The 25,769-nt window shown below is 60.2% G+C and carries 34 protein-coding genes; 3 read left to right on the forward strand and 31 right to left on the reverse strand.

Features of this window, described 5'->3' with window-relative positions:
- Nucleotides 1-10 precede the first annotated feature (10 nt).
- The 21 genes from ACODSZ_RS15625 to ACODSZ_RS15725 form a co-directional block, all read right to left on the reverse strand.
- On the reverse strand, nucleotides 11-289 hold the full coding sequence (locus ACODSZ_RS15625) for a phage tail protein (protein ID WP_488927982.1): 279 nt from the start codon (nucleotides 287-289) through the stop codon (nucleotides 11-13).
- 2 nt (nucleotides 290-291) lie between these two features.
- Nucleotides 292-1,554 carry a phage tail protein gene (locus ACODSZ_RS15630; protein ID WP_488927983.1) on the reverse strand — a complete coding sequence of 421 codons (1,263 nt, stop codon included), beginning with the start codon at nucleotides 1,552-1,554 and terminating at the stop codon, nucleotides 292-294.
- On the reverse strand, nucleotides 1,551-2,171 hold the full coding sequence (locus tag ACODSZ_RS15635) for a phage tail protein I (protein ID WP_488927984.1): 621 nt from the start codon (nucleotides 2,169-2,171) through the stop codon (nucleotides 1,551-1,553). Before ACODSZ_RS15635 ends, ACODSZ_RS15630 begins: the two co-directional genes overlap by 4 nt.
- Nucleotides 2,164-3,087, reverse strand: coding sequence for a baseplate assembly protein (locus tag ACODSZ_RS15640; protein ID WP_488927985.1), 924 nt, complete (start codon nucleotides 3,085-3,087; stop codon nucleotides 2,164-2,166). Before ACODSZ_RS15640 ends, ACODSZ_RS15635 begins: the two co-directional genes overlap by 8 nt.
- A complete protein-coding gene (locus ACODSZ_RS15645; RefSeq protein WP_488927986.1) occupies nucleotides 3,084-3,428 on the reverse strand; it encodes a GPW/gp25 family protein in 345 nt (114 codons plus the stop codon). Before ACODSZ_RS15645 ends, ACODSZ_RS15640 begins: the two co-directional genes overlap by 4 nt.
- The gene (locus tag ACODSZ_RS15650; protein WP_488927987.1) at nucleotides 3,425-4,069 is read right to left on the reverse strand and encodes a phage baseplate assembly protein V; all 645 of its coding nucleotides are present in this window, start codon (nucleotides 4,067-4,069) and stop codon (nucleotides 3,425-3,427) included. The genes ACODSZ_RS15645 and ACODSZ_RS15650 overlap by 4 nt, the downstream gene beginning before the upstream one ends.
- A 168-nt stretch (nucleotides 4,070-4,237) precedes the next feature.
- Complete coding sequence (locus tag ACODSZ_RS15655; protein WP_488927988.1) at nucleotides 4,238-4,810, reverse strand: hypothetical protein; 573 nt, start codon at nucleotides 4,808-4,810, stop codon at nucleotides 4,238-4,240.
- Nucleotides 4,811-5,171: 361 nt separating this feature from the next.
- Nucleotides 5,172-5,711: a hypothetical protein gene (locus ACODSZ_RS15660; protein ID WP_488927989.1), complete on the reverse strand. Its 540-nt coding sequence runs from the start codon at nucleotides 5,709-5,711 to the stop codon at nucleotides 5,172-5,174.
- Between the two features lie 3 nt (nucleotides 5,712-5,714).
- Entirely contained in the window at nucleotides 5,715-6,215 is a 501-nt protein-coding gene (locus tag ACODSZ_RS15665; protein WP_488927990.1) for a hypothetical protein, read from the reverse strand.
- Nucleotides 6,216-6,237: 22 nt separating this feature from the next.
- Nucleotides 6,238-6,912, reverse strand: a complete 675-nt coding sequence (locus ACODSZ_RS15670; RefSeq protein ID WP_488927991.1) for an Nmad2 family putative nucleotide modification protein — start codon at nucleotides 6,910-6,912, stop codon at nucleotides 6,238-6,240.
- Nucleotides 6,913-6,969: 57 nt separating this feature from the next.
- On the reverse strand, nucleotides 6,970-7,749 hold the full coding sequence (locus ACODSZ_RS15675) for a hypothetical protein (protein WP_488927992.1): 780 nt from the start codon (nucleotides 7,747-7,749) through the stop codon (nucleotides 6,970-6,972).
- A gap of 111 nt (nucleotides 7,750-7,860) precedes the next feature.
- Nucleotides 7,861-8,337 (reverse strand): phage virion morphogenesis protein, encoded by a 477-nt coding sequence (locus ACODSZ_RS15680; protein WP_488927993.1) that lies wholly within the window; start codon nucleotides 8,335-8,337, stop codon nucleotides 7,861-7,863.
- Nucleotides 8,334-8,819 carry a phage tail protein gene (locus ACODSZ_RS15685; RefSeq protein WP_488927994.1) on the reverse strand — a complete coding sequence of 162 codons (486 nt, stop codon included), beginning with the start codon at nucleotides 8,817-8,819 and terminating at the stop codon, nucleotides 8,334-8,336. The genes ACODSZ_RS15680 and ACODSZ_RS15685 overlap by 4 nt, the downstream gene beginning before the upstream one ends.
- Nucleotides 8,773-9,321, reverse strand: a complete 549-nt coding sequence (locus ACODSZ_RS15690; RefSeq protein ID WP_488927995.1) for a lysis system i-spanin subunit Rz — start codon at nucleotides 9,319-9,321, stop codon at nucleotides 8,773-8,775. The genes ACODSZ_RS15685 and ACODSZ_RS15690 overlap by 47 nt, the downstream gene beginning before the upstream one ends.
- On the reverse strand, nucleotides 9,318-9,845 hold the full coding sequence (locus ACODSZ_RS15695) for a glycoside hydrolase family 24 protein (RefSeq protein ID WP_488927996.1): 528 nt from the start codon (nucleotides 9,843-9,845) through the stop codon (nucleotides 9,318-9,320). Before ACODSZ_RS15695 ends, ACODSZ_RS15690 begins: the two co-directional genes overlap by 4 nt.
- The gene (locus ACODSZ_RS15700) at nucleotides 9,842-10,216 is read right to left on the reverse strand and encodes a hypothetical protein (protein ID WP_488927997.1); all 375 of its coding nucleotides are present in this window, start codon (nucleotides 10,214-10,216) and stop codon (nucleotides 9,842-9,844) included. Before ACODSZ_RS15700 ends, ACODSZ_RS15695 begins: the two co-directional genes overlap by 4 nt.
- A 23-nt stretch (nucleotides 10,217-10,239) precedes the next feature.
- The gene (locus ACODSZ_RS15705) at nucleotides 10,240-10,449 is read right to left on the reverse strand and encodes a tail protein X (RefSeq protein ID WP_488927998.1); all 210 of its coding nucleotides are present in this window, start codon (nucleotides 10,447-10,449) and stop codon (nucleotides 10,240-10,242) included.
- Complete coding sequence (locus tag ACODSZ_RS15710; protein WP_488927999.1) at nucleotides 10,449-10,937, reverse strand: head completion/stabilization protein; 489 nt, start codon at nucleotides 10,935-10,937, stop codon at nucleotides 10,449-10,451. The genes ACODSZ_RS15705 and ACODSZ_RS15710 overlap by 1 nt, the downstream gene beginning before the upstream one ends.
- Before the next feature lie 108 nt (nucleotides 10,938-11,045).
- Nucleotides 11,046-11,762, reverse strand: coding sequence for a phage terminase small subunit (gene gpM, locus ACODSZ_RS15715; RefSeq protein ID WP_488928000.1), 717 nt, complete (start codon nucleotides 11,760-11,762; stop codon nucleotides 11,046-11,048).
- Nucleotides 11,759-12,805, reverse strand: coding sequence for a phage major capsid protein, P2 family (locus ACODSZ_RS15720; protein ID WP_488928001.1), 1,047 nt, complete (start codon nucleotides 12,803-12,805; stop codon nucleotides 11,759-11,761). Before ACODSZ_RS15720 ends, gpM begins: the two co-directional genes overlap by 4 nt.
- Before the next feature lie 40 nt (nucleotides 12,806-12,845).
- The gene (locus tag ACODSZ_RS15725) at nucleotides 12,846-13,682 is read right to left on the reverse strand and encodes a GPO family capsid scaffolding protein (RefSeq protein WP_488928002.1); all 837 of its coding nucleotides are present in this window, start codon (nucleotides 13,680-13,682) and stop codon (nucleotides 12,846-12,848) included.
- Between the two features lie 140 nt (nucleotides 13,683-13,822).
- Between ACODSZ_RS15725 and ACODSZ_RS15730 the strand changes: the two genes are divergently transcribed.
- Nucleotides 13,823-15,604, forward strand: coding sequence for a terminase ATPase subunit family protein (locus ACODSZ_RS15730; protein ID WP_488928003.1), 1,782 nt, complete (start codon nucleotides 13,823-13,825; stop codon nucleotides 15,602-15,604).
- Nucleotides 15,604-16,677 (forward strand): phage portal protein, encoded by a 1,074-nt coding sequence (locus ACODSZ_RS15735; protein ID WP_488928004.1) that lies wholly within the window; start codon nucleotides 15,604-15,606, stop codon nucleotides 16,675-16,677. The genes ACODSZ_RS15730 and ACODSZ_RS15735 overlap by 1 nt, the downstream gene beginning before the upstream one ends.
- Nucleotides 16,678-16,698: 21 nt before the next feature.
- On the opposite strand, the gene ACODSZ_RS15740 is transcribed toward ACODSZ_RS15735, so the two are convergent.
- From ACODSZ_RS15740 to ACODSZ_RS15785, 10 genes are all read right to left on the reverse strand, one after another.
- Nucleotides 16,699-17,079, reverse strand: a complete 381-nt coding sequence (locus tag ACODSZ_RS15740) for a Rap1a/Tai family immunity protein (protein ID WP_488928005.1) — start codon at nucleotides 17,077-17,079, stop codon at nucleotides 16,699-16,701.
- A gap of 149 nt (nucleotides 17,080-17,228) precedes the next feature.
- Nucleotides 17,229-17,633, reverse strand: a complete 405-nt coding sequence (locus tag ACODSZ_RS15745; protein WP_488928006.1) for a type II toxin-antitoxin system HicB family antitoxin — start codon at nucleotides 17,631-17,633, stop codon at nucleotides 17,229-17,231.
- Nucleotides 17,634-17,650: 17 nt separating this feature from the next.
- A complete protein-coding gene (locus ACODSZ_RS15750) occupies nucleotides 17,651-17,833 on the reverse strand; it encodes a type II toxin-antitoxin system HicA family toxin (protein ID WP_488928007.1) in 183 nt (60 codons plus the stop codon).
- Nucleotides 17,834-17,887: 54 nt separating this feature from the next.
- Nucleotides 17,888-18,250, reverse strand: a complete 363-nt coding sequence (locus ACODSZ_RS15755) for a hypothetical protein (RefSeq protein WP_488928008.1) — start codon at nucleotides 18,248-18,250, stop codon at nucleotides 17,888-17,890.
- Between the two features lie 2 nt (nucleotides 18,251-18,252).
- Nucleotides 18,253-18,486, reverse strand: a complete 234-nt coding sequence (locus tag ACODSZ_RS15760; RefSeq protein WP_488928009.1) for a DUF4113 domain-containing protein — start codon at nucleotides 18,484-18,486, stop codon at nucleotides 18,253-18,255.
- Nucleotides 18,480-19,553: a Y-family DNA polymerase gene (locus ACODSZ_RS15765; protein WP_488928010.1), complete on the reverse strand. Its 1,074-nt coding sequence runs from the start codon at nucleotides 19,551-19,553 to the stop codon at nucleotides 18,480-18,482. Before ACODSZ_RS15765 ends, ACODSZ_RS15760 begins: the two co-directional genes overlap by 7 nt.
- Nucleotides 19,550-20,017, reverse strand: coding sequence for a LexA family protein (locus tag ACODSZ_RS15770; protein ID WP_488928011.1), 468 nt, complete (start codon nucleotides 20,015-20,017; stop codon nucleotides 19,550-19,552). Before ACODSZ_RS15770 ends, ACODSZ_RS15765 begins: the two co-directional genes overlap by 4 nt.
- Before the next feature lie 268 nt (nucleotides 20,018-20,285).
- Nucleotides 20,286-21,056: an HIRAN domain-containing protein gene (locus ACODSZ_RS15775; protein WP_488928012.1), complete on the reverse strand. Its 771-nt coding sequence runs from the start codon at nucleotides 21,054-21,056 to the stop codon at nucleotides 20,286-20,288.
- Nucleotides 21,057-21,977: a HipA domain-containing protein gene (locus ACODSZ_RS15780; RefSeq protein WP_488928013.1), complete on the reverse strand. Its 921-nt coding sequence runs from the start codon at nucleotides 21,975-21,977 to the stop codon at nucleotides 21,057-21,059.
- A 351-nt stretch (nucleotides 21,978-22,328) separates the two neighbouring features.
- On the reverse strand, nucleotides 22,329-23,729 hold the full coding sequence (locus ACODSZ_RS15785) for a hypothetical protein (RefSeq protein ID WP_488928014.1): 1,401 nt from the start codon (nucleotides 23,727-23,729) through the stop codon (nucleotides 22,329-22,331).
- 841 nt (nucleotides 23,730-24,570) lie between these two features.
- Between ACODSZ_RS15785 and ACODSZ_RS15790 the strand changes: the two genes are divergently transcribed.
- Nucleotides 24,571-25,686: a sterol desaturase family protein gene (locus ACODSZ_RS15790; RefSeq protein WP_488928015.1), complete on the forward strand. Its 1,116-nt coding sequence runs from the start codon at nucleotides 24,571-24,573 to the stop codon at nucleotides 25,684-25,686.
- Nucleotides 25,687-25,769 lie beyond the last annotated feature (83 nt).

The raw sequence follows: 25,769 nt of genomic DNA on the forward strand, positions 1-25,769 counted from the left end.
TGAATGCAGATCAGGGTTGCGCCGGGGATCCGGCGGAGGGTTCTTCAGCCGGGTCAGGCGGCGCAGGGATCTCTTCGATGATCCACTCGCCGACCGTGTCGTAGTTGGGCTCCGCAGCTTTGAGCGGGGAGACCCAGCGCGCGCGGTGGCCATCCGGAATTTCTGGCGGTGCGATCTGAACTGCCTGGTATGGCACGTTGATCCGCTTTTCCAGTGGGAGGGGGTAAGCGGCGATTGCGTGGAGTAAAAGGCCGTTATCGTCGGTCTGGTAGCAAGTAATGGGCGTCATGGTCAGATATGAATTCGAGGGGCAAATGTGGTGTGTTTCGGAGCAGTTTCAGCGCTGCCCGTTGTGCCGGTTGCCGAGTTGCCAGTTGGTGCGCCGCCATTTGCGTATTGGCCGCCGATATAGCCACCAGCACCATTGGAATGAGAGTGCGCCTTGATGGTGTCTGCCTTGTAGGCGCCGATTGGTACAGGCGCGCCGGTGTCTGCATCCATACCCGCAAAGCGGACGAACACGTCACGCAGATCCGGGAGTCGAAAAGTATTTGCGTCTACATCGGCGAATTTGAACACCTTGGGCGTCCATGTAGCGGCCGCCACTGCATGGCCGTGCTGCTGCGCCCAGGCCCAGATGGAGGCATGCACCACCTTGGAGGCCAGGCCGCCGACCAGATCGGCTTCGAAGCTGCGGGGCGCTGCCGTCGTGCCGTATTCCAGGGTTCCACAGCGCAACGTGCGATAGCCGTGAAACTCTCCGGTACCGACAACTTCCACCCACTCCATGAAACCAATTCCCCGGGCCAGCACGGCTTCGGCTACTTTGGCCGAAGGGATGCCAGTCACGTAGGGCACAGCGGATGCCATGGCATTGCCGACCGTATTGACGACGAATTCGACGTTGGCGATCTGCTGACCGCCATCGGACTTGCCCGGAGTGGGCGTTGTCGGCTTGCCCGTGAGCGCCGGCGATCTCAGCGGCGCCAGATCGGCATGCGCGTGGTCTTTGGGCGCGAGATCCCGATGGGTATGTTCCTTGGGCGCCAGGTCAGCATGTGCATGGCGCAGCGGCGCCGCATAGGCGGCAATCGCATCGTCCGCATATTCGCGGGTCGCCATCACGATGGCGGGATCGATCTTGAGTTCGACCGCTGCAGCGCCGGTGACCATCAGTATCACGCGGATGATCTGATCCTTGCCGGCGCCATCGCTGAGCAGCGGCTTGAAACTGGAAGGACAGTTGGCCACGGCGCAGAGATCACCGGCCTCGTCGTAGACGCCGATCTCCCGGATCCACCAGCCGCCGACGTTGGCGGGCAGTACCTGTTCGACGATGACCTGGCCGGGGTTCCTGGGGTCGCGCATGAGGGCATTGATGGGGGCACGGTACTGCTCATGCACCAGCGCAGTCTGCTTGCGGTCTGGTGTTGGCAGTGCGCCGTTGCCGTCGCCCACGGCCATGTGCGTGAACCTCAGGGGAACGCCCAGCGCCAGTGCGCTGGCCATTTTGGCTTCGCCGACTTCAGTGGGCAATGAAAAATAGGAGCTCATGGGTAGATCGTCATGATGTCGATGAGATGGGCTGCACAGACAAAGCGGACCGGACCGCCGCTATCGATACTGTCGGGCGTCCAGGCATACACGGTCAGGGTTTCGCTCAGCAGGAGATGCGTACTCAGGAAGACGCCACCACGACTCTCCAGCGCGATGCGCAGGCCCCGCAGGTGGCGGGAGAGCGGCTTGGCGTCATCGATGAGCCGCTCCAGTTCTGCAAACATGGCATCGGTGATGCCTCGCTCCCGTACGCCGACTTCCAGTGCAAAGGTGCCACGCGGGCCGCGAGGCACGGTCTGCCACCACTCGCTGATGCGGATCCCGTAGCCCAGCGACTCCACCGCACCGCGCACGGCGGCAATCGTGCCCTTGTGCTGATGGATGGCACGCGCGGCCCTGATGGTGGCGCGCTTGACGGACTCCGGCCAGGCGTCATCCCAGCGATCCACCGAGACACTCCATGCCAGAAACGGCAGCAGCGCCACGGGGCAGCGTTGCGGGCTCCACAGGTCGCGCAGTGGTACCGGCGTGTCTGCCAGTGCCGCGCAGGCGCGGGCCAGGGCGCGCTCCAGCGGGGTGGTGTTGGGCGGCAGCGTGGAGTGGGCACTAGCCACGATCGGTCTCCTCGATCACTTCGGCGGTGATGCTGATGCGCGTGCAGCGCGCCGCCTGGGTGCGCCCGCACAGGATGTCAGCAGCTGGCTGGCGGATGACGACATTGCGCACGCCCTCCACCTTCAGCGCTGCGATGAAGGCGCTGCGATAGACGCTGTAGCCAAGCGGGCGCAGCGGGCGCGAGATGGCGGCGGCATTGGCCTGCGCGGCCTTGAGCGCGATGGCTGATTCCGGCCCCTTGCCGACGTAGACCACGGCCTGCAGTTCATAGTCAGTCACCTGGCCGGCCACGACGGTGACCAGGTCGCCCAGCGGGCGCACGTCTTCTGCCGACAGTGCGGCTGCCACTGCCTGCAGCAGGTCGGCGGGCGCCCGCCAGTCGGGCGTATTGGCCAGCACGGCCACCACGACCTCGCACGGGGCCGGGCTGGTGGCGCGCGCATCGAGCACGCGGCCATCGGCGCTGCGGGCGTGAAACTCGTAGGCTTCGCGCGGACCGGCGGTGGAGAGCGCGTCGGGTGCTTCCTGGATGCGCAGCCGATAGGCGTCGTCCGGCTCCAGCAGCTGGACCACGGGCGGGGAGGCGTGCGGGTCGGCCGGTACCAGCACCAGGCGCTGCACGTTGGTATTGGCGCCGATCTGGTCCAGGTCCGCACCGCGCGCGAAGGCCAGCATGACGGCGCGGGCGGCGTCGTTGATGCGGTGGCGCAGGAGCAGTTCCTGGTAGGCATTCTCTTCGAGGAGCTTGGTGACGGGTTCGGATTCCAGCGCCAGTACCTGGGCGGCTGCGGCACGCTCTTGCGGCGGCAGCAGCGCCAGCAGTGATTCCTTGCGGCTGGCCAGCAAGCGCTCGTAGTCCAGCGGCTCCAGCACCTGGGGTGCTGGCAGCAGGGTCAGGTCGATGGGGGAGCTCATGGCGCTTCTCCGTCTCGCACGGGCACGTCCAGCTCCACGGCCATGTCATCGGCCACGCCCTGCAGCACCAGTGAGAGTGCCCCGGTGGTGTCGCGCTGCAGATGCACGGCGGTGAGCGTCAGTCGCGGCTCCCACTGCGCCAGACGGTAGGCGGCGGCCGCGTACAGGCGCAGGATGGTCGGGCCGTGCAGGGGCTGGTCGATCAGCTCGGGGATCTCTGAGCCGTAGTCGCGCCGGCACAGTCGGCTGCCCAGGGGCGTGGTAAGGATGTCGCGCACGGACTGGCGCAGGTGGTCCAGCAGCGGCATGCGGCGGCCGGTGGCGGCGTTCATGGCGATCATGGCAGCGGGCCTCCGGATGTTTCGTCACCACGGCGGATTTTGCTGTGTGTGTGGCGGCGCAGGCTGATGTCTCCGGCCTTGACGTCGCCGGTGGCGGTGACGCCGCCCAGGATGGCCATGGCCGCGCCGCCGGTACCGCCCTTGACCTGGGCGCCATTGTTGAGGGCGCTGGTGCCGTCGACCACGAGATTGCCCTTGACGGTGAGGTCGCCCGTGCAGGTGGTCTGCGGGGCGTCGGCGGTGACGCTGTCGGCCTTGACGAGGGCGCTGCTGCCGGCGGGCAGGACGGCGGCCAGGGCGTGGCGGGCGAAGTGGTAGCGGACCACGGCGCCATCTGGGTAGTGGATGGCGCGCAGGGACAGGTCTGAGGATGGTGCGGGCGAGTCGGCGGAGAACAGGCCGGCAAGCACCTTGCCCCGCGTGAGGTCGCCTTCCGGGGAGAGCACGATGACCTGCTCGCCCGGCGAAGGCGGGCACCAGTCGATCACGTCACCGGCGCGCAAGGCGAGCCATTGCAGCCAGGTGGTGGTCAGTGTGGGGGATAGGCGCACGCGCACCTTGTCCGCACGGATCTCGGCGATGTGGCCGATGCGGATCAGGTTGGTGAGCTGGCGGGTGTGGTCGGCGTGGTCTGGGTGCATGCGATCCATGGTGGGGGATCGCGCGCGGGAAGGCACGGAGTGGCGGGTTGGTTACCCGGAATGTGGAGTTTCAGATGATCCGAGAGATTAATGGAGGCCGAAGGAAAAGTGGTCACTCCAATTGATGCAAGTGACCTCCCCCCTGCCGATGTTTCTATGCTGCGCTGACTAGTCGTTTTGGGGATCAGCTTTATCGATCGCCTTCAAGACTGATGTTTCAACTTTGGCCGGCTGACCGGAACATCCGGCCGCTAGTGCCATCGCCTTTTTAACAGCGATTACCGGTACTTTCTCATTCATGACGTCAGTGAAGTTTTCGTGGTAGAACTTGGCAACAGCACTTTGCTTCTTTACAGCGACAGAGCTGGAGAACACATCTGATAGCTGCTTTTGCATGCCGTTGGTTGCACCGCTAAGACCAGCCCAGCCCTTCGCAGCTGTTGGGCTAGCTACAGGTGCAATGACTGCACCAGAAATCGCTCCCAACCAACCGATTTCCAGCTGCGCGGCGTTCGAATAGTTGCCGGCAGTTTCGTAGAAGTTCCAAACGCCGCGGCAATACTGTGTGGCCTTTGTGAAAGCCACCAACGCGTCCTTGTCTTCACACGTCCCGCTTTTGCAGACTGTACCCTCCTGCTTGTCCGCATCAATCGGCCACGGCCAAGCAGGGCCTCTTACGGATTGGATCGCGGCGCACCCCGCAGTGGAGGCGCACAGGATCACCAGCAATATTTTTCTCATTTGTTTCCCCAGTCAAATTTTTTGGCGCGCAAACCAACCTCCGGCATGCGCGCATGCGGTTGAAGAAAGCGAACTGAAATTGCTCTACGGGATGAAAACTGCAGGAGGGATGATATGGCTTCCCCAAGCCATATCGGATTCAGGATAGATGCGTTGCAAAAAAAGTAAACCGTGAATCACGTGAAATTACTGATTTTTTAAGCGTTCACAACATGTAGAGATGGCGTTGTTTCGGTGCAGCATTATTTGCGCCAGGTTGAGTTGCTGGCCATAAATTTATTGCTCGCAGTGCCTTCAGACGGGGAAGCCTCACATGAACGTCAGCCTCTCTATTTATCGAGGCGTCGTCGACAAGTAATTCTCAGCTCGGATCCGATATCACACTCTTTTCAACCGGTAACAGGACGACCTCAATCTGCCAAGATCCCTTGCAGATCTTGGTCATTGCACGCTGGTGCATCTGCTCGGTGGTGACGAAATAGAACTTCCGACCCGGAGCGCTGGAGAGCTTGCTCAACGTTGACTGCATACGTCCATCGATAGTGCCAATCGGCCTTCTCGATGTCGTAATTTCAGCGGACACGGTGACCACGCCGAGCTCTTTACCTTCCAGATCCGGCTCGTCGATGGTTCCCGTCTGACGCGGATTCCAACGCCATTGCGTCTGATCACTGCAAATCTTCTGTTTGACCAGCCACTGCGCCGCCCTAAGCACCAGGTACTCGTGCTGGATCTGATTCAGATCTTCATAGATATCCGAACGCAATGCGTTGAGCAATTCGATACCGCCTTCCACCGTATCGATGGGCAGGGATGAGATATCCCGGATTTTCTTCAGACAGAGCTTGGTATCGGTCATGACCTTCTCTGCTGCCAGTTCGAAATTCGATAACGGCTCCATGCGTCACTCGTAGCGTTGGTCGCAGATTGGACGTCCCCTGGCTTCTTCTCGCTCCCACGCGAAGCGCGGGTCACCCGGTGCTACTTCATAGAGTCGGAAGTAGCAGCCATGACGATCACGCACCATCAGAATCTGCCCTGGCTGCATCTGAACGGCATTGGGATAGCGTCGCGCGGCCTGTTCGGGCGAGATCAGCGACTGTCCAAGCGCAGTAGGTTTGCTGCTGAAACAGATGCGTTGCCCCAACCGGTCGATGGTTGGCTTGATGAAGACGATGCCGTTTTCTGGCTGATTGATATCCCAGACACAGCTGTGCGTGTCGAAGAAGTAAGGTTTGTCAGTGAACGGGGATGGAGGCGCTTGAATTGCACCAGGAAAATCTTCAGCAGCCTTTTGTGGTGAGATCACATAAGGGTCTACCGGATAGTCTGAGGGAGGCTTGGCGTAGGCGGACAGTGCAGCGCATGCGAGCGTAGCTGTTGCGAGTGCGATCAGTTTTTTCATGTTTTCATTCTTCGGTTTTCTGCTAGCAGGAAGGATCGTACTCATCATCGAGCTGGCGCACCGCACAGCCGCCACAGCTTCCTGACTTCTGGCTCCAGTCGACCATATGATCTGGCCAACCGTACAGCTGCCCGACTTCCAAATTCAAGCTACTGATCCAGTCAATGAAGGGCTGGACAAGATGGTCGTTGGCTTGTCTCTTGTGCCCTTGGAAGGGATGGCGAATACCGTACAAATGCTCGGGAAGCAGAATGGCCTCTCTGCCGAAATAATAGAAATGGTCAGAGATAAGAACATTTTTACCCGACACGTCTCGAGGATAGTTGCCTTCATTGTGAACACTGCCTTTGCGTTGACGAAGATTACCTTCATGATCCTCGTAGTAGATGCAGTCTCCAAGTCGGTCTTGCAGTGATTTGCTGTTGATTTTCGGAATTCGATCGGGCCATTCAGACTGTGCTCGACGATGGTATTCGGCGAGTGGTATGCGTTCCTTCACGCGCATTGCGTAAACCAGCCGATGGCTCAGGTCGCGTCCATGTGCAGCGTTCGTGGGGCCAATTCCAGCAACCCAGTCATTTTCTGTTGCCGTCGAACGAATTCCAGGCTTGCAGATGGCCAGGGTGCACAGGCCGTTAAACGGATTGGGTGCGGCTCCGTCGTCATAACGAACGGTGTAGGAGAACAGACTAGTCATGTTGTTGATACCTCTAGGAGACGTCGTAAACCATTAATTGTTGGGGCGAAGAGCGGATCAAAGCAGTTCGAATGGCGATAGCACGCCCAACAGCCTGCTTGGTTCCAGAGGGTCAATGACAAGCCATAGCCATGGACGCTCGATATCTGCTGTAGCCCGTTTCAACACATCAGCAATCCGAGTGCTCGGACAGAGCAGCTGGTCATTGGGGACCTCAATCATGCTCAACTTCACACTGTCAATTTTCACGGCGAGGTTGTTCCCATCCCCACCCATCTTCACGCCCGGCTGTGGAGTTCGCTTGTATTCAGCTACAGCCAGATCCGAGATCAACTTCCATCGCCCTTCGATATAAATCGGCAAGTAGGAGAAGGAATTCTTCAACATAGTGCTGCGAACCTGGGATAACAATTGCCATGATTCGCATGTGACCACGTCTCTGATCATATGCTCGGATACGGTGTCAGAAATAACCATTAGGGCACTTTCCAAGAGAAGAGCAATATCGATAGCGGCTGAAGTTGCATGCCTCGCGTAGACGCCGGTATGGGCGGCATCATTTCTGGCAACACGGATTCGCTCGAAGAGCCCACTGAATGTCGGGTCGTGTTCACTACCGACGTTAAGCTGGGCCTCCTTGATCAGCTTTGCTAACGATTTTTTGTAGTCATTGAGTCCGATTCCCGAAGGCGTCAGGCGTTTTCCTAGGCTTTCTATCGCCCAGCACAGCTGCGCGAATCCTTCAGCATCCGCCAATGCAGCATAGCGAGCTTCTCGTAACTGATCGCGGTAGAAAACAGGCTCTTCTTTTGACCGCAAGAATGCATCAATGGACATTGGTCCTCCCCCGAAGACTTTGGTTTTGATTTTTGATCGAAGCACGCCCGGAGACGGAAATACTTCGCCGCGTATTGTGCCATTAGTTACGCGATTTGCAATCTGCAACGTTCACGATTTGTTGCGTCGACCGAGCCGCCGCAGCACGATATCCCTTACCAGTGCTTCATCGCCCGAACTGAACCCCAACAACCGCCGCACCGGATAGTCATACTCCGCCCCACCCGGTGCCACACGATCCCTACGCCCCTCCTGATGCACCCGTGCTACCCGCGCCGCCTTGTTCGTGAACCCCACTGACGCCTGCGTCGCATCCGCCTGCACCTTCAGCCAGCGGCTGGTCCGCAAGCCATTGAACATGGCCGCCTTCTGCCGTTTGATGCGTCCCTGCTTGTCGGTGAATTTCTTGCGCCGCTTGCGGGGTTCAAAGGCTCGCCCATCCGGTGCCACCTGCTGCTTGATGAGCAGCGCATGCGCCCGCCGCAGTTCGGTACCGACCTCACGCGCCAGCGTGCGTCGCTCTGCCGGACCGAGCTGGCGCAGCAGCGCGCCAACCCACTCCTCCAGTCGTTGCAGATCGCCGCTCATGGCAGTGCCGGTACCGACCATTCAGCCAGCACCTGCCCCTCCTTGCGCAGCTGCCAGCGCGCATCCTCGAAGGGCGGTGTCAGCTGCGGCTCGGCCGCGTGCGTGACCTCCAGATGCCCACCCTCCCGCCGATGCACCAGCGTGCGTTCTGTCAGCGCCAGGCGGATCGACAGATCCAGCGTGGTGGCGCTGGTCATGTCGACCTCGAAGCGCATGCCGCGCTGGCTGGCGGCGGGCAGCGCAAAGGCATCACGTTGATGCACCCGCATCCACGCCAGCAGCGGCACGAAAATCAGATCCAGATCCAGCCCGATGTCGGTCACGATCAGATTGAGCACGTAGTGATACTCGAAAGACAGTCCCGGCGTGGCCGTGGCCACCACGCGGCCTTCGTCCACGAAGAGGTGGAGCTTGTCCGGATCGCGGGCCAGCTCGCTACTGGCCTGCAGCAGGTAGCTGCGCAGATTCTGAGGCTTGTACATGGAGGCTTTCACGGGCGGCCTGGTAGGCGTCGATTACGGCATTGAGCTGGCGGATGGCGTCGTCGCCTTCGCCGGCGAGTTCGTCAAGGAATTCTGCAGCCGCTGGCGCAAGGTCGGCGCGCGCTTGCTGGCCAGCTCCGGCGACAGCGCAGGCAGCTGCGCGGTCGGTACCGGGCCGCACAGCGGCAGGGGCGATGGGGACTGACAGCCGAATAGCGCCGCTGCGCAGGCCAGCGCGGTAAGTGTCTTGTTCATGCTGGAGGCGCTCCTTCTGCTGGGCAAGATTGCGGGTGAGATTGTCGATGGCATCGCGTGCTGCGCGTTCGCTGGCCAGCACGCGGCGCGTCTGTTCGCTGCGGGCTTCGGCAGCGGCTTGTCTGCTGCGTGCTTCGGCGCTGCGCAGGTCAGCCAGCTCGCGCTGCAGCCGCCAGCCCTGCGCCGTCCAGCCCACGCCAACGGCGGCCAGCACCGCCCCCGCGCGCAACCAGCCCGGCGCGATCATGCGAGCGCTCCCCCGGCCTCGGCATAGGCCAGGTGCAGTTCGTCACTGGAGCGCACCAGCGGCAGCTCGGCGCTGCCACCCTCGCGGCGGAAAGCGGCTTCCAGATCGACGTACTGGTGCTCGAACTGGCCATAGCCCGCACCGGGCAGCGATGCCCAGATGTTGCGGCACTTGTCGATGGCGCGGGCCAGGCGGCCGGCATCGATGTCCGGCAGCGCGCCCTGCTCGCGGATCTGCTGCAGCGCAATCGCATCCTGCACCTCGGGCGTGAAGCCGGTCAGTCTGAGTTGGCGGCGATAGATGTCGTAGTAGCGCATGAGCAGCTGGTAACCACCAGCGGCGGTGGACCAGTTGCGGATGCGCGGGATCCAAACCCGCACGCGCGGATGATCGGCGTAGCTGGTGAAGCGCGTGCGGCCGACGATCTGGTCATAGCCGCGGTCGCGCGTGGTCGGGGAATTGGAGGTGCCTTCGGAGAAGCGCAGCATGGCCAGGAAAGCCTGGCGGTTGTCGGTGGCGTTCACAGCGTTTCCTTCACATCGCGGGCGATCTCGGCAATGTCCTTGCCCTGTCGGCGCTGCATCCACAGGGCGACGGCGCGAGTAATCCACCAGGCGGGGGCACCAATCATCACATCGACGGTTTTGGGGCCGAGTGCGTTGGCGATGGCGGCCTGGTACTGCAGCAGCAGCGAATAGCCCAGGTCGCCGAACATGATGGAGAAGGTGCCGGCACAGGCCAGGCGCACCACGAATTCCTTCTCGTTGAAACTGCCGTCGGCATTGCGCGGCGGTAGGACGATGTAGAGCAGCGCTGCGCCCAGCATGCCGAGCACGGCCTTGATGCCGTAGATCTTGAGTAGTGCGGCGATGCCGCTGGCGGATTCGGTGGCCATGTCGGGCTCCTTGGTGGTCAGGTTCAGTCCCACAGCCGGATGCTGTCGGGGGCAGTACTGCGAGCGGTGTCGGGCGGCGGCAGCTTCACCAGCGTGCCGCTGGGCAGGATGGCGCCGTAGGCAGCCAGGTGCGGATTGAGCTCCAGCGTCTGTTCCAGCAGGCCGGGCTGCGCGCCCCGGTAGCGGTGAATGAGGGCATCGAGCGTGTCGCCCTGCTGGCTGCGCACCTGCATCAGATCAGCTCCACGGTGGCATGCGGGCGGCCCAGGATGTCATTGACGGCCCAGTGCGCGTTGCGGCGCTGGACCTCCGGCGCCAGGTCCATCCATTCCATGCTCTTGCGGTCGGCCAGGCTGCTGGCGGTGGTGTCGATGTCGCGATGGCCCTCGAACAGGTCCGCCTTGGCGAAGCTGTAGACGGCGCGACGATACAGCGCGAGGTTGAGACTCTCGCCGTCCAGCTGCACGGCGGGCACGGCGGCCAGCGTGGTCCAGCCCGCAGCGCGCTGCGCCTGCTGCCAGCTCGCCAGCAACTGGTTGGTGCTGGCCATCGCGGCGACGATGGCCGGGCGCAGGCGGGCGTCGGTGACGGTGGCGTCCAGTCGCATGGCCTCGCGCATGGCGGCCAGGCTGATGTCGGGGAAGAAGCCATCATTGGTCACGTCGCGGGCAGCGGCGCTGGCGGGCGGGCTGCTGACGGGGATGTCCTTGAGGATCTGCATTGTGGGCTCAGCGGTCTCTGTGGTTTCAGTGGGGGGCGGTGGCCGGGAGCGCGGCGCGGCACGTGGCCGGACTTGCTCCCGGGCCGCCCCGGCGCCGTGGGGTGCTCCTTACTGCGGCGGGGCAAGCTTGGATAGCCGTCGCTCCAGCCGTTCGATGTCCTTCTTGACGCCAGCGCCGGCGTGCAGCGCCGTGGCGCGGGTAAGGTGCTGCAGGGCCGCGCGCGCCTGCTCGGCGGTGGCCGCGCTGATGACCTCCGGCTCCACGCGGTTGACCAGCTCCAGCTGCGCCAGTCCGGCGGCCTTGTGAAGCTTGGCGCGGGCCTGGTCGGGAGTGTCCGCGTCGGCGGTCATCTCCAGCACCTGCTGCAGCAATGCGAGGGCACGTTCGGGCTGGTCGCGCAGCTTGCCGGTGAGGCAGGCGGCGGCTACTTCGTCCTGCAGCAGCGTGGGCAGCGTGCGCTGGTAGCGGTCCGGCAAGGCGAAGCGGTACCGGAGCGCATAGGCGGCAATCTGCAGGCCGCGCTCGATCTCGCCCACGTCGATGTGCCAGACCAGCAGCGTCACCAGCACTTCATCGTAGGCACCGCGCCCGCCGGTGAGCACGCCATCAATCCAGGCCTGATAGGCGGGCAGCAGCGTGGCCTTCATCTCGATCTTGCGTTCTACCGACTGGATGGCCGAGAGCGTGCGGCGGTCTTCGTGCAACTGCACCAGCATCAGCTCGTAGGCGCTGCCGGTGGTGACGCCGCCGGGCTCGCCGCTGCTGGCGGCGCGCTGGCCGAGCACGCGGGCGCGGTGGCGGGCGGCGGGGGATTGGGTGCTCATGGCTTGTCCCGGGCGGCATCGCCCTGCAGGACCACGTTTTCGATCAGGGTGGCCAGGCCTTCGTCCTCGATCACGTAGGCGTCGTTGGAAGACTCGTAGTTCTCGATGCGGTCGAACTTCGGTTCGTCGACCACGCGCCGGCGGCGACCGCCGTTCTGGTAGTAGATCGAGAGATTGTCCAGCCGCGTGATGAACATGGCATTGGCCGGGAAGGACGGCACGCGCAGCGCGGGCAGACCGCCGATGCGCTTCTGGCTGATGATGACGTCCGCCGCCAGCGTCTCGGTCGGCGCGTGGGTCTGGTTCACCAGCGGGAAATACTTGTCGTGCAGGAGCTGGCGGCCGACGATGACCACCAGGCCGGTGTCCTCCTGATACCAGGGATCGAGGTTGGTGATGGCGTCATAGACGGCGGCGTCGAGGTTGGCATAGTCGGCACCCTCGCCGCTGCCGATGATGACGCGGCCGGGCAGATCCTCGCCGACCAGGCCCATGACGCGTTCGGGTGCCTGCTCGCGCAGGTGCTGCAGCCAGCCCTTGTTGACGTCCTGCAGCAGGGGGAATTGCTCCAGGTTCGTGTCATCCGCCACCTTCAGGCCGTTGAAGCCGATCATGATGCGGTCCAGCGCCTGGCGCTTGAGGATGGCATTGGCCAGCCGCGTCTGGAAGTCGGGGAACTTGGCCCAGGCATCCAGCCGCGCATAGGTGACGTGGGTGTCGAAGTTGGTTTTCTCGCAGCGGTAGCGGCGGTCGGCCAGCGTGGCGACATCGCGGGTGCGGCGCTGCTTGTCGTGGCGCGTGTCAGTGCGGCTGGCGATGGGGCCGGAGACGCCCAGGCCGATCTTCTCGCCTTCGAGTTCGTCGACGCCGTGCAGGTTGATGCGGTTCAGGAAATCGGACGATTCCTGCATCTTGTCTTCCAGCTTCTGCTGCACGCTGGGCGCCACCGAGAAGGTGGCATGGACGCCGCCGCCGGCCACGCCGTTCAGATCGGCCAGGCGGGCGGTATAGGCGTTGTAGGCGGCGCGGGTGGTGTTCTTCATGCGGTAACTCCAGGGTCTTCGGAAGGGAGCGCGCTGGCGCTCAGAAATCAGTCTGCGCGGCGCCCTTGCCGCCGGTGGCGGGCGGGCGCTGGCTGCTGGTGCGATCGGTCAGGTCCAGCCGCTGGCGTAGCTGCGCGGCGCTGGCGGCTTCGGTGTCCACGCGCTGCTCCAGCGCGGCGAGCCGGGTAAGCGCGCTTGCCACGTCATCGCGCGCCTGGCTGGCGGTCTGGGCGAAGCTGCCGACCTGTTCAGCCACGGCCTGCATGGCGGCGGCGACATCGGCCTGCTGGTGCTCGGCCTTCTTCTCGGTACCGGCCAGCCGCGCGAAGAGCTGGCGCACGGTGTCGGCCAGGCTGGGGCCGTCTTCCTCGAATTCCAGATTGACCTCGATGGCTTCGGAGAACAGGTTCTCGGGCTTGTGCTTGCGCGGCGTGAAAGGCGAGGCCTGCGGATGGCTGGCCGAGAACTGCAGGATCTCGGTACCGAGACTGGCCGGGCTGTCGGTGACGGCCAGGCCGACCAGGTAGGCGCTGCCGGTGTCGGCGAACTTGTCGGCCAGCTCGATGCTGGTGTAGATCTTCTGGCGCGCCTTGTTCATGGCGATCAGGGCGGGCGTGGGTTCGATCTGGGCGAACAGCGCCAGGCGTTTGCCTTGCTCGGTCTGCACCTCTTCGGCCTTGAGGGCGATGACGTCGCCATAGGCCTTGAAGGGGCCATCGGGCAGCAGGCTGCGCAGATGTTCCACCCAGACGCGGGCGCCGTAGGTGCGCACGTTGTAGGTGTCGGCCATCTGGCGGATCTGCTCGCGGGTGATGCTGCGGCCGTCGGTGGTGGCGCCTTCGGTGGCCACGCGGAAGAACTTGCTTTTGGTTGCCATGGGATGTGTCGCTATCGGGTGGATCGGATAGCGCCATCTTCTGTCGCGCGGCGACGGGCTTCAATGCGGGGCGGGTTGCTATGGGCGATAGCGACGCCGGGGCGTCCCCGCTGGAGAGGCGCGCCGCCTACGCTGGCGGCATGGCAGAGCTTGTTGAGGATATCGAACTACGTATCGAGGCCGCGGCGGATCCGCGCCAGGTGGCTCGTCGTCTGTATTTTGCGGGGTGGCGGGTATCGTCCATTGCGCGGCATCTGGGCATCAAGCGCAGCACGGTCAACAGCTGGAAGCAGCGCGACGCCTGGGAGAAGGTCTCGCGCTTGGAGCGCGTGGAGATCGCCCTTGAAGCGCGCATAGTGCAACTGATCGCCAAGGAAGTAAAGGGTAATGGCGAGTACAAGGAGCTCGATGCCCTCATGCGCCAGCTGGTGCAGGCCGCGCGTGTGCGCCGCTATGAGCAGCCGGGCGGCAACGAGACCGATCTCAATCCCAACATCGCCCGGCGCAATGCGGGACCGAAGCGGCGGCCGGAGAAGAACGCCTTCAGCGAAAAGGCCCAGGCGCGCATCGTGGAGGCCTTCCAGGATTCGCTCTTCGATTACCAGAAGGTCTGGTACCGCAACGGCCACCAGCGCACGCGGGCCATCCTCAAGTCGCGCCAGATCGGCGCGACCTGGTACTTCGCCCGCGAGGCGCTGATCGATGCGATCCAGACCGGGCGCAATCAGATTTTTCTGTCGGCCTCGAAGTCGCAGGCGCATGTCTTCAAGCAGTACATCGTGCAGTTCGCGCGCGAGGCCTGCGGCGTGGAACTCACGGGCGATCCCATCGTGCTGCCCAATGGCGCGCACCTGTATTTTCTCGGTACCAATGCGCGCACGGCGCAGGGCTACCACGGCAATTTCTATTTCGATGAATTCTTCTGGACGCAGAATTTCACCGAGCTGAACAAGGTGGCCTCGGGCATGGCGCTGCACAAGCGCTGGCGCAAGACGTATTTCTCCACGCCCTCGGCGATGACGCACCAGGCCTATCCCTTCTGGACCGGCGAGGCCTTCAATCGCCGGCGGGCGGCCAGCGACCAGGTGCGCATCGATGTGAGCCATCAGCGTCTGTCGTCCGGCTTCACCGGCGAAGACAAGATCTGGCGGCAGATCGTCACCATCATGGATGCTGCTGCCGGCGGCTGCGATCTGTTCGATATCGACGAGCTGCGCGACTTCGAGTATTCGCCCGACCAGTTCGACAACCTGCTGATGTGCAATTTCATCGACGATTCTGCGTCGGTGTTTCCGCTGGCGGACATGCAGCGCGGCATGGTCGATTCGTGGGTGGACTGGGATGACTACAAGCCCTTCACGGCGCGGCCCTTCGGCCATCGGCCAGTGTGGATCGGCTATGACCCATCGCTGACCGGCGACAGTGCCGGCTGCTCGGTGATTGCGCCGCCGCTGGTGCCGGGCGGTAACTTCCGCATCCTGGAGCGGCACCAGTGGCGCGGCAAGGATTTTGCGGAGCAGGCCGAGTTGATCCGGGAGATGACCGTGCGCTTCAACGTGCAGTACATCGGCATCGATACCACCGGCATGGGCGTGGGGGTGTATCCGCTGGTGAAGCAGTTTTTCCCGGCGGTGACGGCCATCAGCTACTCGCCGGAGGTCAAGACGCGCATGGTGCTGAAGGCCCAGCACATCATCCGCGCCGGGCGGCTGCAGTTCGATGCCGGGTGGACGGATATTGCGCAGTCCTTCATGGCCATCCGCAAGATTCTCACGCCCAGCGGGCGGGCCGTGACCTATGACGCCGGCCGTTCGCAGGAGACTGGCCATGCCGACCTGGCCTGGTCGATCATGCACGCGCTGGACTATGAGCCCTTCGAGGGCAGCACGGCCAGCAATACTTCATTCATGGAGATCACCTGATGAAACATCAATCGCGCCGCCGCCGGGTGGCATCCGAGTTTTCGGAAACTTCTTCACCTGCCCTGCCGGAAGGGTCGCCCGGGGCCGCATCCGGGGTCGAAGTGTTCACGTTTGGCGATCCCACGCCGGTGCTGGAAGGGCGCGACATGCTCAGCGATATCGAGTGCTACCGCAATGGCGACTGGTACGAGCCGCCCTTGAGCATGAGCGGCCTGGCGCGCTCGCTCAATGCGAGCGTGCATCACGCCAGTGCCATCTGGTGCAAGGTCAACATCCTGGCATCGACCTTCGAGCCTTCGGCGCTGCTGTCGCGGGCGGACTTCACGCGGCTGGCGCTGGATTTTCTGTTGTTCGGGAATTGCTATGCGGAGCGGCGGGAGAGCGTCACCGGCAAGCTGCTGGCGATCAAGCCGGCGTTGGCCAAGTATGTGCGCGTGGGTGTGGTGCCGGGGCAGTATTACTTCGTGGACGGCTGGCGCGCGCCGCATGCGTTTGCGCCGGACTCGGTGTGGCACCTGCAGGCACCGGACATCAACCAGGAGATCTACGGCGTGCCGCAATACGTGAGCGCGCTGCAGTCGGCCTGGCTCAATGAGTCGGCCACGCTGTTTCGCCGGCGGTATTACCTCAATGGATCGCATGCGGGGTTCATCCTGTACATGACGGATACGGTGAGCAACGTGGCCGACGTGGACAAGCTGCGCGAGGCCATGCGCAACAGCAAGGGGCCGGGGAATTTTCGGAATCTGTTTCTCTATGCGCCCGGGGGGAAGAAGGACGGGGTGCAGATCCTGCCGGTGGCGGAGATTGCGGCCAAGGATGAATTCTTCAATATCAAGAACTGCACGCGGGATGATGTGCTGGCCGCGCATAGGGTGCCGCCGCAGTTGCTGGGGACTATGCCCAATAACACCGGAGGGTTCGGGGATGTGACGAAGGCGGCTGCTGTGTTTGGCTGCAATGAGATTGAGCCGTTGCAGGGGCAGTTTGGTTGTTTGAATGAGTGGATCGGTAGCGAAGTGGTCCGCTTCAGATCTTACCAATTGGCCGGGCGGGATTTGTCCGTTGTCTAGCCTTCAGCATCGCCTAAGTCATTAAGGGTTAAACTGGCAGGGCCATGCAGTTATCAAGGCTGCAGAGACCAATGCTGCCGCGTCACCATGACGCTTCGTTGGATTGTCTGCAAGATATTTTTGCACAATGTCTGCCAACTGCCCGGAGGTAACATTTTCTGGAACGCAAAAGAATTGATAAGGATAGGTGCCTTTCCATGTGTTTTTCGCCAACATGGAAGCGGCTGTCAGCAACCGGCTGTGATCCTGGGCATCAGAAACTGCCGACACATAACCAAGTGCTGCACTCCTTTCTGCCCCGTTACTGTTTAGCATTCTGTAGAGGTCGTTGCCCGTGTAGAAGCCTGCGCTTGCCGTGCAGAATGTCGTCATCAATAGTGCCAGCAAGATTACTTTCTTCATTTTTTCTTCTCGTTGTAACTCTGAGCAGTCATCTAATTGCCCCAAGCGCGACTAGCGGAATATAGAGAAAGGTTTCAATATTAACCGGAAGCGGACACCATCGGAAGGGGAGATGGGTGTGGTGGGCCGATAAACGGCTATGCCGCGAATTAAGTGGCTCCGCCGACAGTTGCCTGCATCTCATGCTCCGCCGCCATCGCCAGAAACGCTGACCGCGACATCCTCCGCGCCTGCGCCACGGCATCAATACGCGCCACCAATCCCTGCGGCAAGCTCACATTGAGCCGCACGGCCTTGGCATTGACGCGCGACAGATCGATCTCCACCAGCATCCAGTAGCCTCCCTGGAATTGCTCATCGCCCGCCCAGTCCTCGGGAACGCTCGGATGCGGAATCGGCTCGGTCTCGCCATGGAAGTGCGCTTCCACGGCCTCCTGCGCAGCGGCAGGCAGATCCTGCAGTTTGTCCGCGCCAGCAAAGCAGCCGGGGAAATCGGGAAAGGCCGCGCCGTAGGCGCTGTCTGGATCCTTGTGGACGTAGATGGGATAGAGCATGAGTTCTCCTGGTGGCCTCACTTCAGGCCGGCTTGCTTGAGAATGCTGTTCTGCGTGGGCAGCGGCAGATCCTTCTTGGGATGCGGCACCGTCACCTTGCCGGGCTTGCTCGGGTGCTTGAACTGGTGGTGTGAGCCGACCGTATGCACCAGCTCCCAGCCGTCGGCCTTGAGTCGTTTGATGAGGGTTGCGCTGTCCATGCAGTGCATTCTAGATTATACACACGATTACACAAATTTGGCTTTGGTGCAGGGTCAGTGCTGGGTTCCCCCGGTGTTCTTGAAAAACCTCTCCCGCGAAGTCTCCAGCAACGGCGTCCCAGCCTGCACGCACAGCCAGGCCTGCGCGAACTCCACCAGCCCGCGCTCGGTCTGGCGTCGCTCGATCCCCTTGATGACCATGCGCGAGGCCTTGATGGCATCCACCTGGACATCCACCAGCTCCATGATGACCTCGCCGCTGTCACGCTGCAGCCGGGCTCCTTTGGTCAGCCGGCGGCGATCTCCATCCTCGAAGACACCCACCCGCAGCTCCCCGATATTGCGCGCCTCATCGCCCAGCAGCTCGCGGGCAATCTCCACGCCGTTGCGGCGCATCTGATAAACGATCACTTGCATGCTCACCTCACGCGCGGCAGCGCCTTCCAGTCGGTTGTGTAATGCGGCGTCACGTGCTCGAAGCGCGCCGCCCAGCGGTGCGGGCCGGCGGCGCTGGCCAGGCGTACGGTGTCGCGTCCGAAACGCTGGTTGATGTTGTCGAAGGCGGCCATCAGCGGCGCCGACGACATTGCCGACACGCCGCTGCCAAAGAGCGTGCCCTGCCGCGCCTGGCCCTCGGCCAGGTCCATCAGCATGATGCCGGCCTTCTTGTAGAGGAACTCGGCCGGTAGATCCGGCGCAGACCCCACATCGCCGCCTTGACGATCACCCGCAGATCGTCGGTCGGCTCGGGCAGGGGCACGGTGCGGCCGTTGTTGTATTGCGGTTCGTCCAGCTTGAAGCGATCGGTCTCCACGAAGACATGCACGGCACCGCAGGTGGAGCCCTGCGCGCGCAGCTTCTCGGCGGCGCGGGCGGCGTAGGTGCTGACGGACTCCTCGATCTCGCGCAGGCCCGACACGCGCTCGCCATAGGAGCGCGACGAGACGATCTGCTGGCGCGGCGGTGCGACGTCCTCCAAGGCGAGGCAGGAGACACCGCGCAGCTCGGTGCAGGTGCGCTCCATCACCACGCCGAAGTGCTGGCGGATGGCCTTCAGGGGCGCATTGCGCAGCTCCTGCGCGGTGCGGATGCGCAGGCGAGCAAGCTGCTCGGTGATGCGTCGGCCCACGCCCCAGACATCGCCCACTTCAATCTTCGCCAGCAACTGGTCGACCTCGGCCGGCGGCAGGCTGGACAGGTCGCACACGCCGGCGAACTGCGGCTGCTTCTTCGCGATGTGGTTGGCCAGCTTGGCCAGCGTCTTGGTGGCACCGATGCCGACGCAGACGGGCACGCCGACCCAGCTCAGGACCTGGTGGCGGACGGCCTGGCCCATGTCGCTCATGCTCGGCCAGAGGCCGGCCAGACCGTCCAGGGCGAGGAAGCTCTCATCGATGGAGTAGACCTCCAGGCGCGGGCTGTACTGGCGCAGCACGTCGGTGACACGATTGCTCATGTCCGCATAGAGGGTGTAGTTGGAGGACAGGGCCACGATGCCGTGCTGGCGGGCCAGGTCCTGCATCATGAACCAGGGCGCGGCCATCTTGATGCCCAGCGCCTTGGCCTCGTTCGAGCGCGCCACGGCGCAGCCGTCGTTGTTGGACAGTACCACCACCGGCCGCGCGCGCAGCTTGGGATCGAAGACCCGCTCGCAGGAGACGTAGAAGTTATTGACGTCGACCAGGGCGAAACCGGCCGGGCCGGGCGACTGGGTGCTCACAGCATCTTCCTGGCCACGCCCACCACCACGCCGAAGACCTCCAGCAGCTCGCCATCGCCGAAGCGGATCGGGCGGAAATCCGGGTTCTCGGGGTGGAGCTCGTAGGCGCCGTTGACCAGGCGCAGGCGCTTGATGGTGAATTCGCCATTGACGATGGCCACCACGACGTGGCCAGGCTGGGGCGAAATGGAACGGTCCACCACCACCTTGTCGCCCTCGACGATGTGCGCACCGCTCATGCTCCAGCCGGCCACATCGAAGAGGAAGGTGCAGGCGACGCGATCTACGAGGTATTGATTCAGGTCCAGCGGATCGGCGGTGTAGTCGGCAGCGGGGCTGGGGAAGCCGGCGTGGAGCTTATGCGTGATGTGCAGGGCCAGCGGGCCGCCGGCGAACTGGGTCGCCGGCACGGGCTGAACGGGGCTCCCTGGCGGGATCGGCGCGGGATAGGTGAGGCGTGACATATTGACAACCAGGGATGGTGTTTTTTCAATAATACTGTATATGAATACAGTATAAATCACTTTCCCGGCCCTGCGCGCGCGGTTGCCCCCACCCCGCGCCTGGCCGCTACATAGGGCGGTTTTGATTCAAATTTGCATCAGGCGCCGCAGCTCGCCCTGCCTGGTCCAGGGACCCATCCGGTGGGCGTCAAATCTGACGCATTTCGACGCACTAAGCGCCGGTTTTAAGGCAGGCAGTTAGGTTCTCGCCAAGTCCGGTTTCCTGTATTTAAACCGACAGAGAAATGTTATCCCAGTTAATTAAAGTCGAGCCCGGAACCGGTTGAAAGTCTTCGTTGTTCCCGAAGGGTTGATGGCTAACAGGCAGCTGCGCCTTTACAGAACATAAAAGACGCATATTTAGCGGAGCGTCAGCATTGACGCGACAAACTGACACCTTTACGAGATCGCCATTCGCTGACAAAGCAACATTAAGATCGTTGACATAATATTTGGGACAGTACCCAACGAAAATTGCTGGCGCGCCGGTCCGCAACGCTAGCGCAAGAGAGTCATTTTCATTTTGACAGTCCCGCATCAAGTACAGCTGGCTGCCCTCTTCCAGCTTCTGAATTTGATCAATGGTACCTTTGTCCAGATAAGGCAGACCGCGCACGAAGAAATCGACTCGGTATTGCTTTGCCCCTGTTACGTCTGGCAAAGGGAATAATTCAATTGCATCAGTCCCGCGAATACCCCCAGTCAAAGCAAGAATTGTCATGGGATCATCAGGTAGGGATTCGAGTCCCAGCCATTTTAAATAGTCTTCGTACTCAGGACGCGAGCGGCTCAAGAGCCTGTTGGAAAAAAGTGGAAACAGCTTGTCGGACTCGTAGACAGATTCAATCTTGTCCATCTTACCGAATGGCTCGAATTCCCGCGCTCTCAATACCCCTCGGGTATACGAGAAGCGAAAAATATTGTCGATCCTATCGAGACGGGCGACGGGAATCCATTCCCTAGATTTTGGTTGCTGCCAAGCAACAAATAATGATTTCATTTATAAAGATGCTGCTAAAAGTCTTCTGCGATTTAATTGTAGCAATTTGGTTGTGAATTTCTTAGCAGTATCAGATATATAGTCATCCGGAATCAAATCTACGACGTCCTCGATATGCTGGTCGGATACATTTTCCAAGCGGCCCAGCCAGGCTTTACCTGCGACAAGACGCTGCCTATATGCAAAAAGAAACGCTTCCATCGTCGAAAGCGATTTTCGGCCATCAGATTCGGCAGGAAATAATGCAGAGCGGGCTTTCTCAACATATCGCTCTAAGCTGGCGCCGCGATCCTTGGTGGTCATCATATTAAACCGACGAGCATCACTCTCGTTTCTTGCGAGACTTGACCCGTGATCGTAAGATGGGCAAAGGAACAAATCATTCTCCTGTGTTCGAATGATTGCCCAATTCTCGGAGTGACGATCCTGATTTGCAATCCAAGCGTCAAACATTAAATATCCTGTAAAGACATCTAATGCATTGGTGATTCTATCGTCGCACTGAAATCCTTCTGGAGGGAGGATCATTCCAGCGCTGCTAGCAGCCCGCAAGAAACCGACCACGCTAGCTGCGGTGTGACTTCTCTGCTCATAGTAGCGCAAATTATCATCATCCCCCGTTCTAATCCGAGCAAGCAATTCGTTACCGTGGATCAACCGCTCATTCTTTCGCACGAGCGACGGGGACACTACACCTTCTCGATCTCGCCATCTGGCCAACTCATAGTAAGCGTGCGGCAGTCCAATTAACTGCGCAAGTTCGCACGCAAGTTTTTCAGCCCAATTTTCGCCAGTGCCTGGACGCCCCTCTTTAAATAGTGAGTGCGCTAATAACCTATCGTCATACCAGAACTTGAACTTTGTGCCCATTTGCTCCGGCATTTCTGCGGCGTCAAAAGGTACCTCAATGATAGGGAACATACGGTCCTTACATACATGCAACGATAATTTTGTTTTTATTACAACCAATCCTCAGATTATAGATAATCCGTATATTGTCCGGCCTGGGGCTACAAACTTCTACATCGGCTACGCCCTGGCATTTTCAAAATCAAACGGGGTGGAAAATTGCTCTCGCAAATCAAAAGCAGATGTTTGCTAATTGAATTGATTGGAAAACGCCCGCAATGCGGGCGCTTCTAATTTTTGGCAGCCAATTCAAATCAGTCGCTACATGGTTGAGAAATGTCTAATTTGGAAAAATCTACCGGTCTGTGCAGGTGCTTCCGTGCGAAAAAAGTAACTGGGCCTACTCAGGGTTGCGAGTCGGTCCTAAAACAACAGCCGACTTATATCGCCGGCTGCATTTAGTCCGCCTCTGTGATCACTGCCAGATTTAGGCAAGGTAAATGTATAGCGATCGTCTCCGTTATAGACCAGCTTGTAATGCTTACCTGCGTCGGAAATCGCGAAACCCATTGCTTCAAGTTCCTTTTTTGTCTTAGAGTCCATGCTTCTATAGCCGCGCAATAATTCTTTCATCCGCTCACGATTTCCTGTCCGCTCATCATTAACAGTATTAGCAGTCACGAGTGCTTGAAGAATATGCTGGCGGCGGCTATTGCTAGTGACTTGTTGAATTCCGTTTTCAAGCGTGTCATAAACTATGCCAAAGATTTCCCCTTCATAAAAATCACTTAGCTCACCCAGCTGTAGATTTACCCCATGTACAGATGATTCATTAGATTCGTACATACGAACAACCGCTTTCAACCGCAAAATTTCCTGCTCAGCATCGGCCAGCTCTTTCGCCTTAGCTTCAATTTCGCTTTCGAACGCATCAATATATTTAGCCACTTCGGCAGAACCAGCATCTTTCAACAAATTGATTTGTCGACGTGATTTCAGCTCCTTAACTGAATTCACCGTACACCTAATTAAAGGCCGCCGATTATTCAACGATTGCCGAATCTCCTCGGCGATGCGAACTAACATATCTTGCGGAGTGGACGACGAATTTGCGAAAAAAGAGCGTCTTCCGCCACCCTCGGGCCAATACACAGCAATACTGCCGCCATAGATATTTCGGCGCTGAGTTAAGTGCATAAGATCATGAGAAAATCTCCTATCGGGCTCCACAACAACATGGGCCATGCCTAGTAGCTGCTTAGCAAGATCACCCGGAACAACAGAATAGCGTCCGTCAAAATGCGTGCTTACGTAGACTATTGGCAAATAAGAATTGGTCTCGTTATTTACAATTCTCATTGCCACATCAATTTCAGAGGCAGTCAAAACGACCGGCAAAGGGGCGATTTGAAACTCTCCATCAACACCTCGTCCTAGTTTATCGATCAGTACTTTAATAACGGCCGGCTTCTTGGCATCGGGAACTCTCGCCGTTGGTAAAACTGTCGTCGACTCGACCCTAACACTGACCCAGTTTGATCCTGGCTGTCCCGAATACACAATGGTACTCGTCCATATCAAGCCCGCATCGGTTTTCCGATATACCACTGCTACTGAGTCACTGTCGTCGGTAATTTCCACAAGCGCTTCAACTACCTCGTTTTCAACCATCACCTCCCAATTTTCGGTCACTCCAAGCGGCTTAAACATTTCTGGCTTGAACAGCGTGAAGCGTGATCCACATATCCAGGCCGTCACCGCATCATAAAAACTGCTCGGAGTAACGTCATCTGGAACTGGAAATTCCGCAGTAAAGGAAAGCATTTAACCCCTCTAATTAGTGAAACCGCGTACCGCGGATTGCATATCGGGGAGGCAAAGCATGAGATCGATAGCTCGAATGTAAAAGATCAAGCGGCTGCGCGATTAAGTGTTTTCTCATAACGCAAAAACAGATGGCGCCCCCCCCAGTGGCAGCCTCTAAAGTCAACTTTATCAGGAATGAGAAAGACATTCGCATTCAGCAACAAAAATTCCGCTCCGCAATTCCAAAACGAGCCGCCTCCTATTTGGCCTTGCCGGCCGCCATTTTTCCGAATTGCGGAGCAAAATATCAACTAACTCATTGATTTTTATGAATTTCCCCGCAGATTCGTAATCAGTAGGTCGACGGTTCGATTCCGCCCATCAGCACCAGAACAGAAGCGGCTTGCAGCGATGCAGGCCGCTTTTTTTTGCTCCGCAATTCTGGCTTTGCTCCGCAATTTTTTCACCTATGGAATGCGAGCCTGTCGAGACCACGCGCTGGCGGCCCAGCGGGCCGGTGTTGTTGATGGCGGTACCGTTGTCGCTATCGCCGGCCAGCGTGCCGCCCGCGATACTCCCTGTAGGACAGTTAAATCACTGGCACTAACATCCCTTACAAAAAGGGTATTCCTGGCTGAAAGATTGCACTAGTTTTTTATAATCTTTCTCGATAGTTTGTGCTCAATTTTTCACGCCCGTTGGGCTATTTTTTTTACGGGATGCGACGATTTTGTCATCGAACCCGGTAACGCATCGCTCGTGCTTGGGAATCAGCAAAGGCTCGAAACTGCCGCTACGGCCGCGTGGCACGTCAGGCTTTTGTCAGACAGCATCTTGTGCGCCGCGTCATAATATCCCCATGGAAAAAATCATTGTCTACATCATTCCCGTCTTCCTGCTGTTGATCGCCGTGGAATTCGCCCATGGCTACGTTCGCGGCCGCAACACCTATCGTCTGTCCGACGTCATGGCCAGCCTGTCGCAGGGGATGATCAGCCAGTTGGTGGCGCTGCTCAGTCAGTTGTTCCAGGTCGGGCTGTATTCGCTGGCTTACCGTGCACTGGCCATCTTCCCGGCGGCACGCTTCTGGCAAGGTGCGCTGGGCTGGGTCGCGGCCATCTTGCTATTCGATTTCTTCGACTACTGGTTGCACCGGTTCGGCCACGAGAACGCATTGGGCTGGGCGGCTCACTCGGTGCATCACCAGAGCCAGGACTTCAATTTCTCCACGGCCTTGCGTCAAGAAAGTACCGTGGCACTGCTCGGCTGGGTGTTCTACCTGCCCATGGCGATCCTGGGCGTGGAGCCCGAACAGTTCGCTATCGCCGGACTGGTGGTGCTGGCCTATCAATTCTGGATCCACACCGAACACATCGGCAAGCTGGGTTGGTTTGATCGCGTGTTTTCCTCACCCTCCAATCACCGGGTTCATCATGCAGTCAACGAGCAGTACCTCGACAAGAACTACGGTGGCATGCTGGTGATCTGGGACCGCATATTCGGTACCTTCGCCGAAGAAAAAGAGCAGGCGGTCTACGGCACGCGTACGCCCCTCAATAGCTGGGATCCGATCTGGGCAATCGTGTCCGGCTACTGGCAGATACTCCACAGTGCGGCAAAGATGCCACGCTGGCAGGACAAGCTGAAAATATGGTTCAAAGCCCCTGGCTGGCAGCCGCCAGGGATGGAAGCACATCGCCCATTCGACCTTGAACTCGCGCGCCGTCGCTATGATGTGCAGCTGCCGCGCGTGAGGCAGTGGTTGTCAGTACTACAGTTCCTGGCACTACTGGCAGCTGCCTCGACTCTGCTGTGGAGGGCAGAGGAACAGTCCTACCTGCACCTGCTGGTGATCAGCACCGCCTTGCTCGCCTGTTTCTGGACGCTCGGTGCGTACATGCAGCGTCGCCTGGGCCTGGCCTTGGTGCTTGCCATTGATGTGACGGCGGCAGTGACAGCCTACGCCTTGCTCTGACGCGACGCCTCAGGCCGTCCTTCTCTGCCTTCCTGTTCTCGCCAGGCGCCTTGTCAACGCCGTCTGCTCACAAGTTCGGCCAG

This window comes from Herbaspirillum sp. FG34 (genome assembly GCF_057809315.1).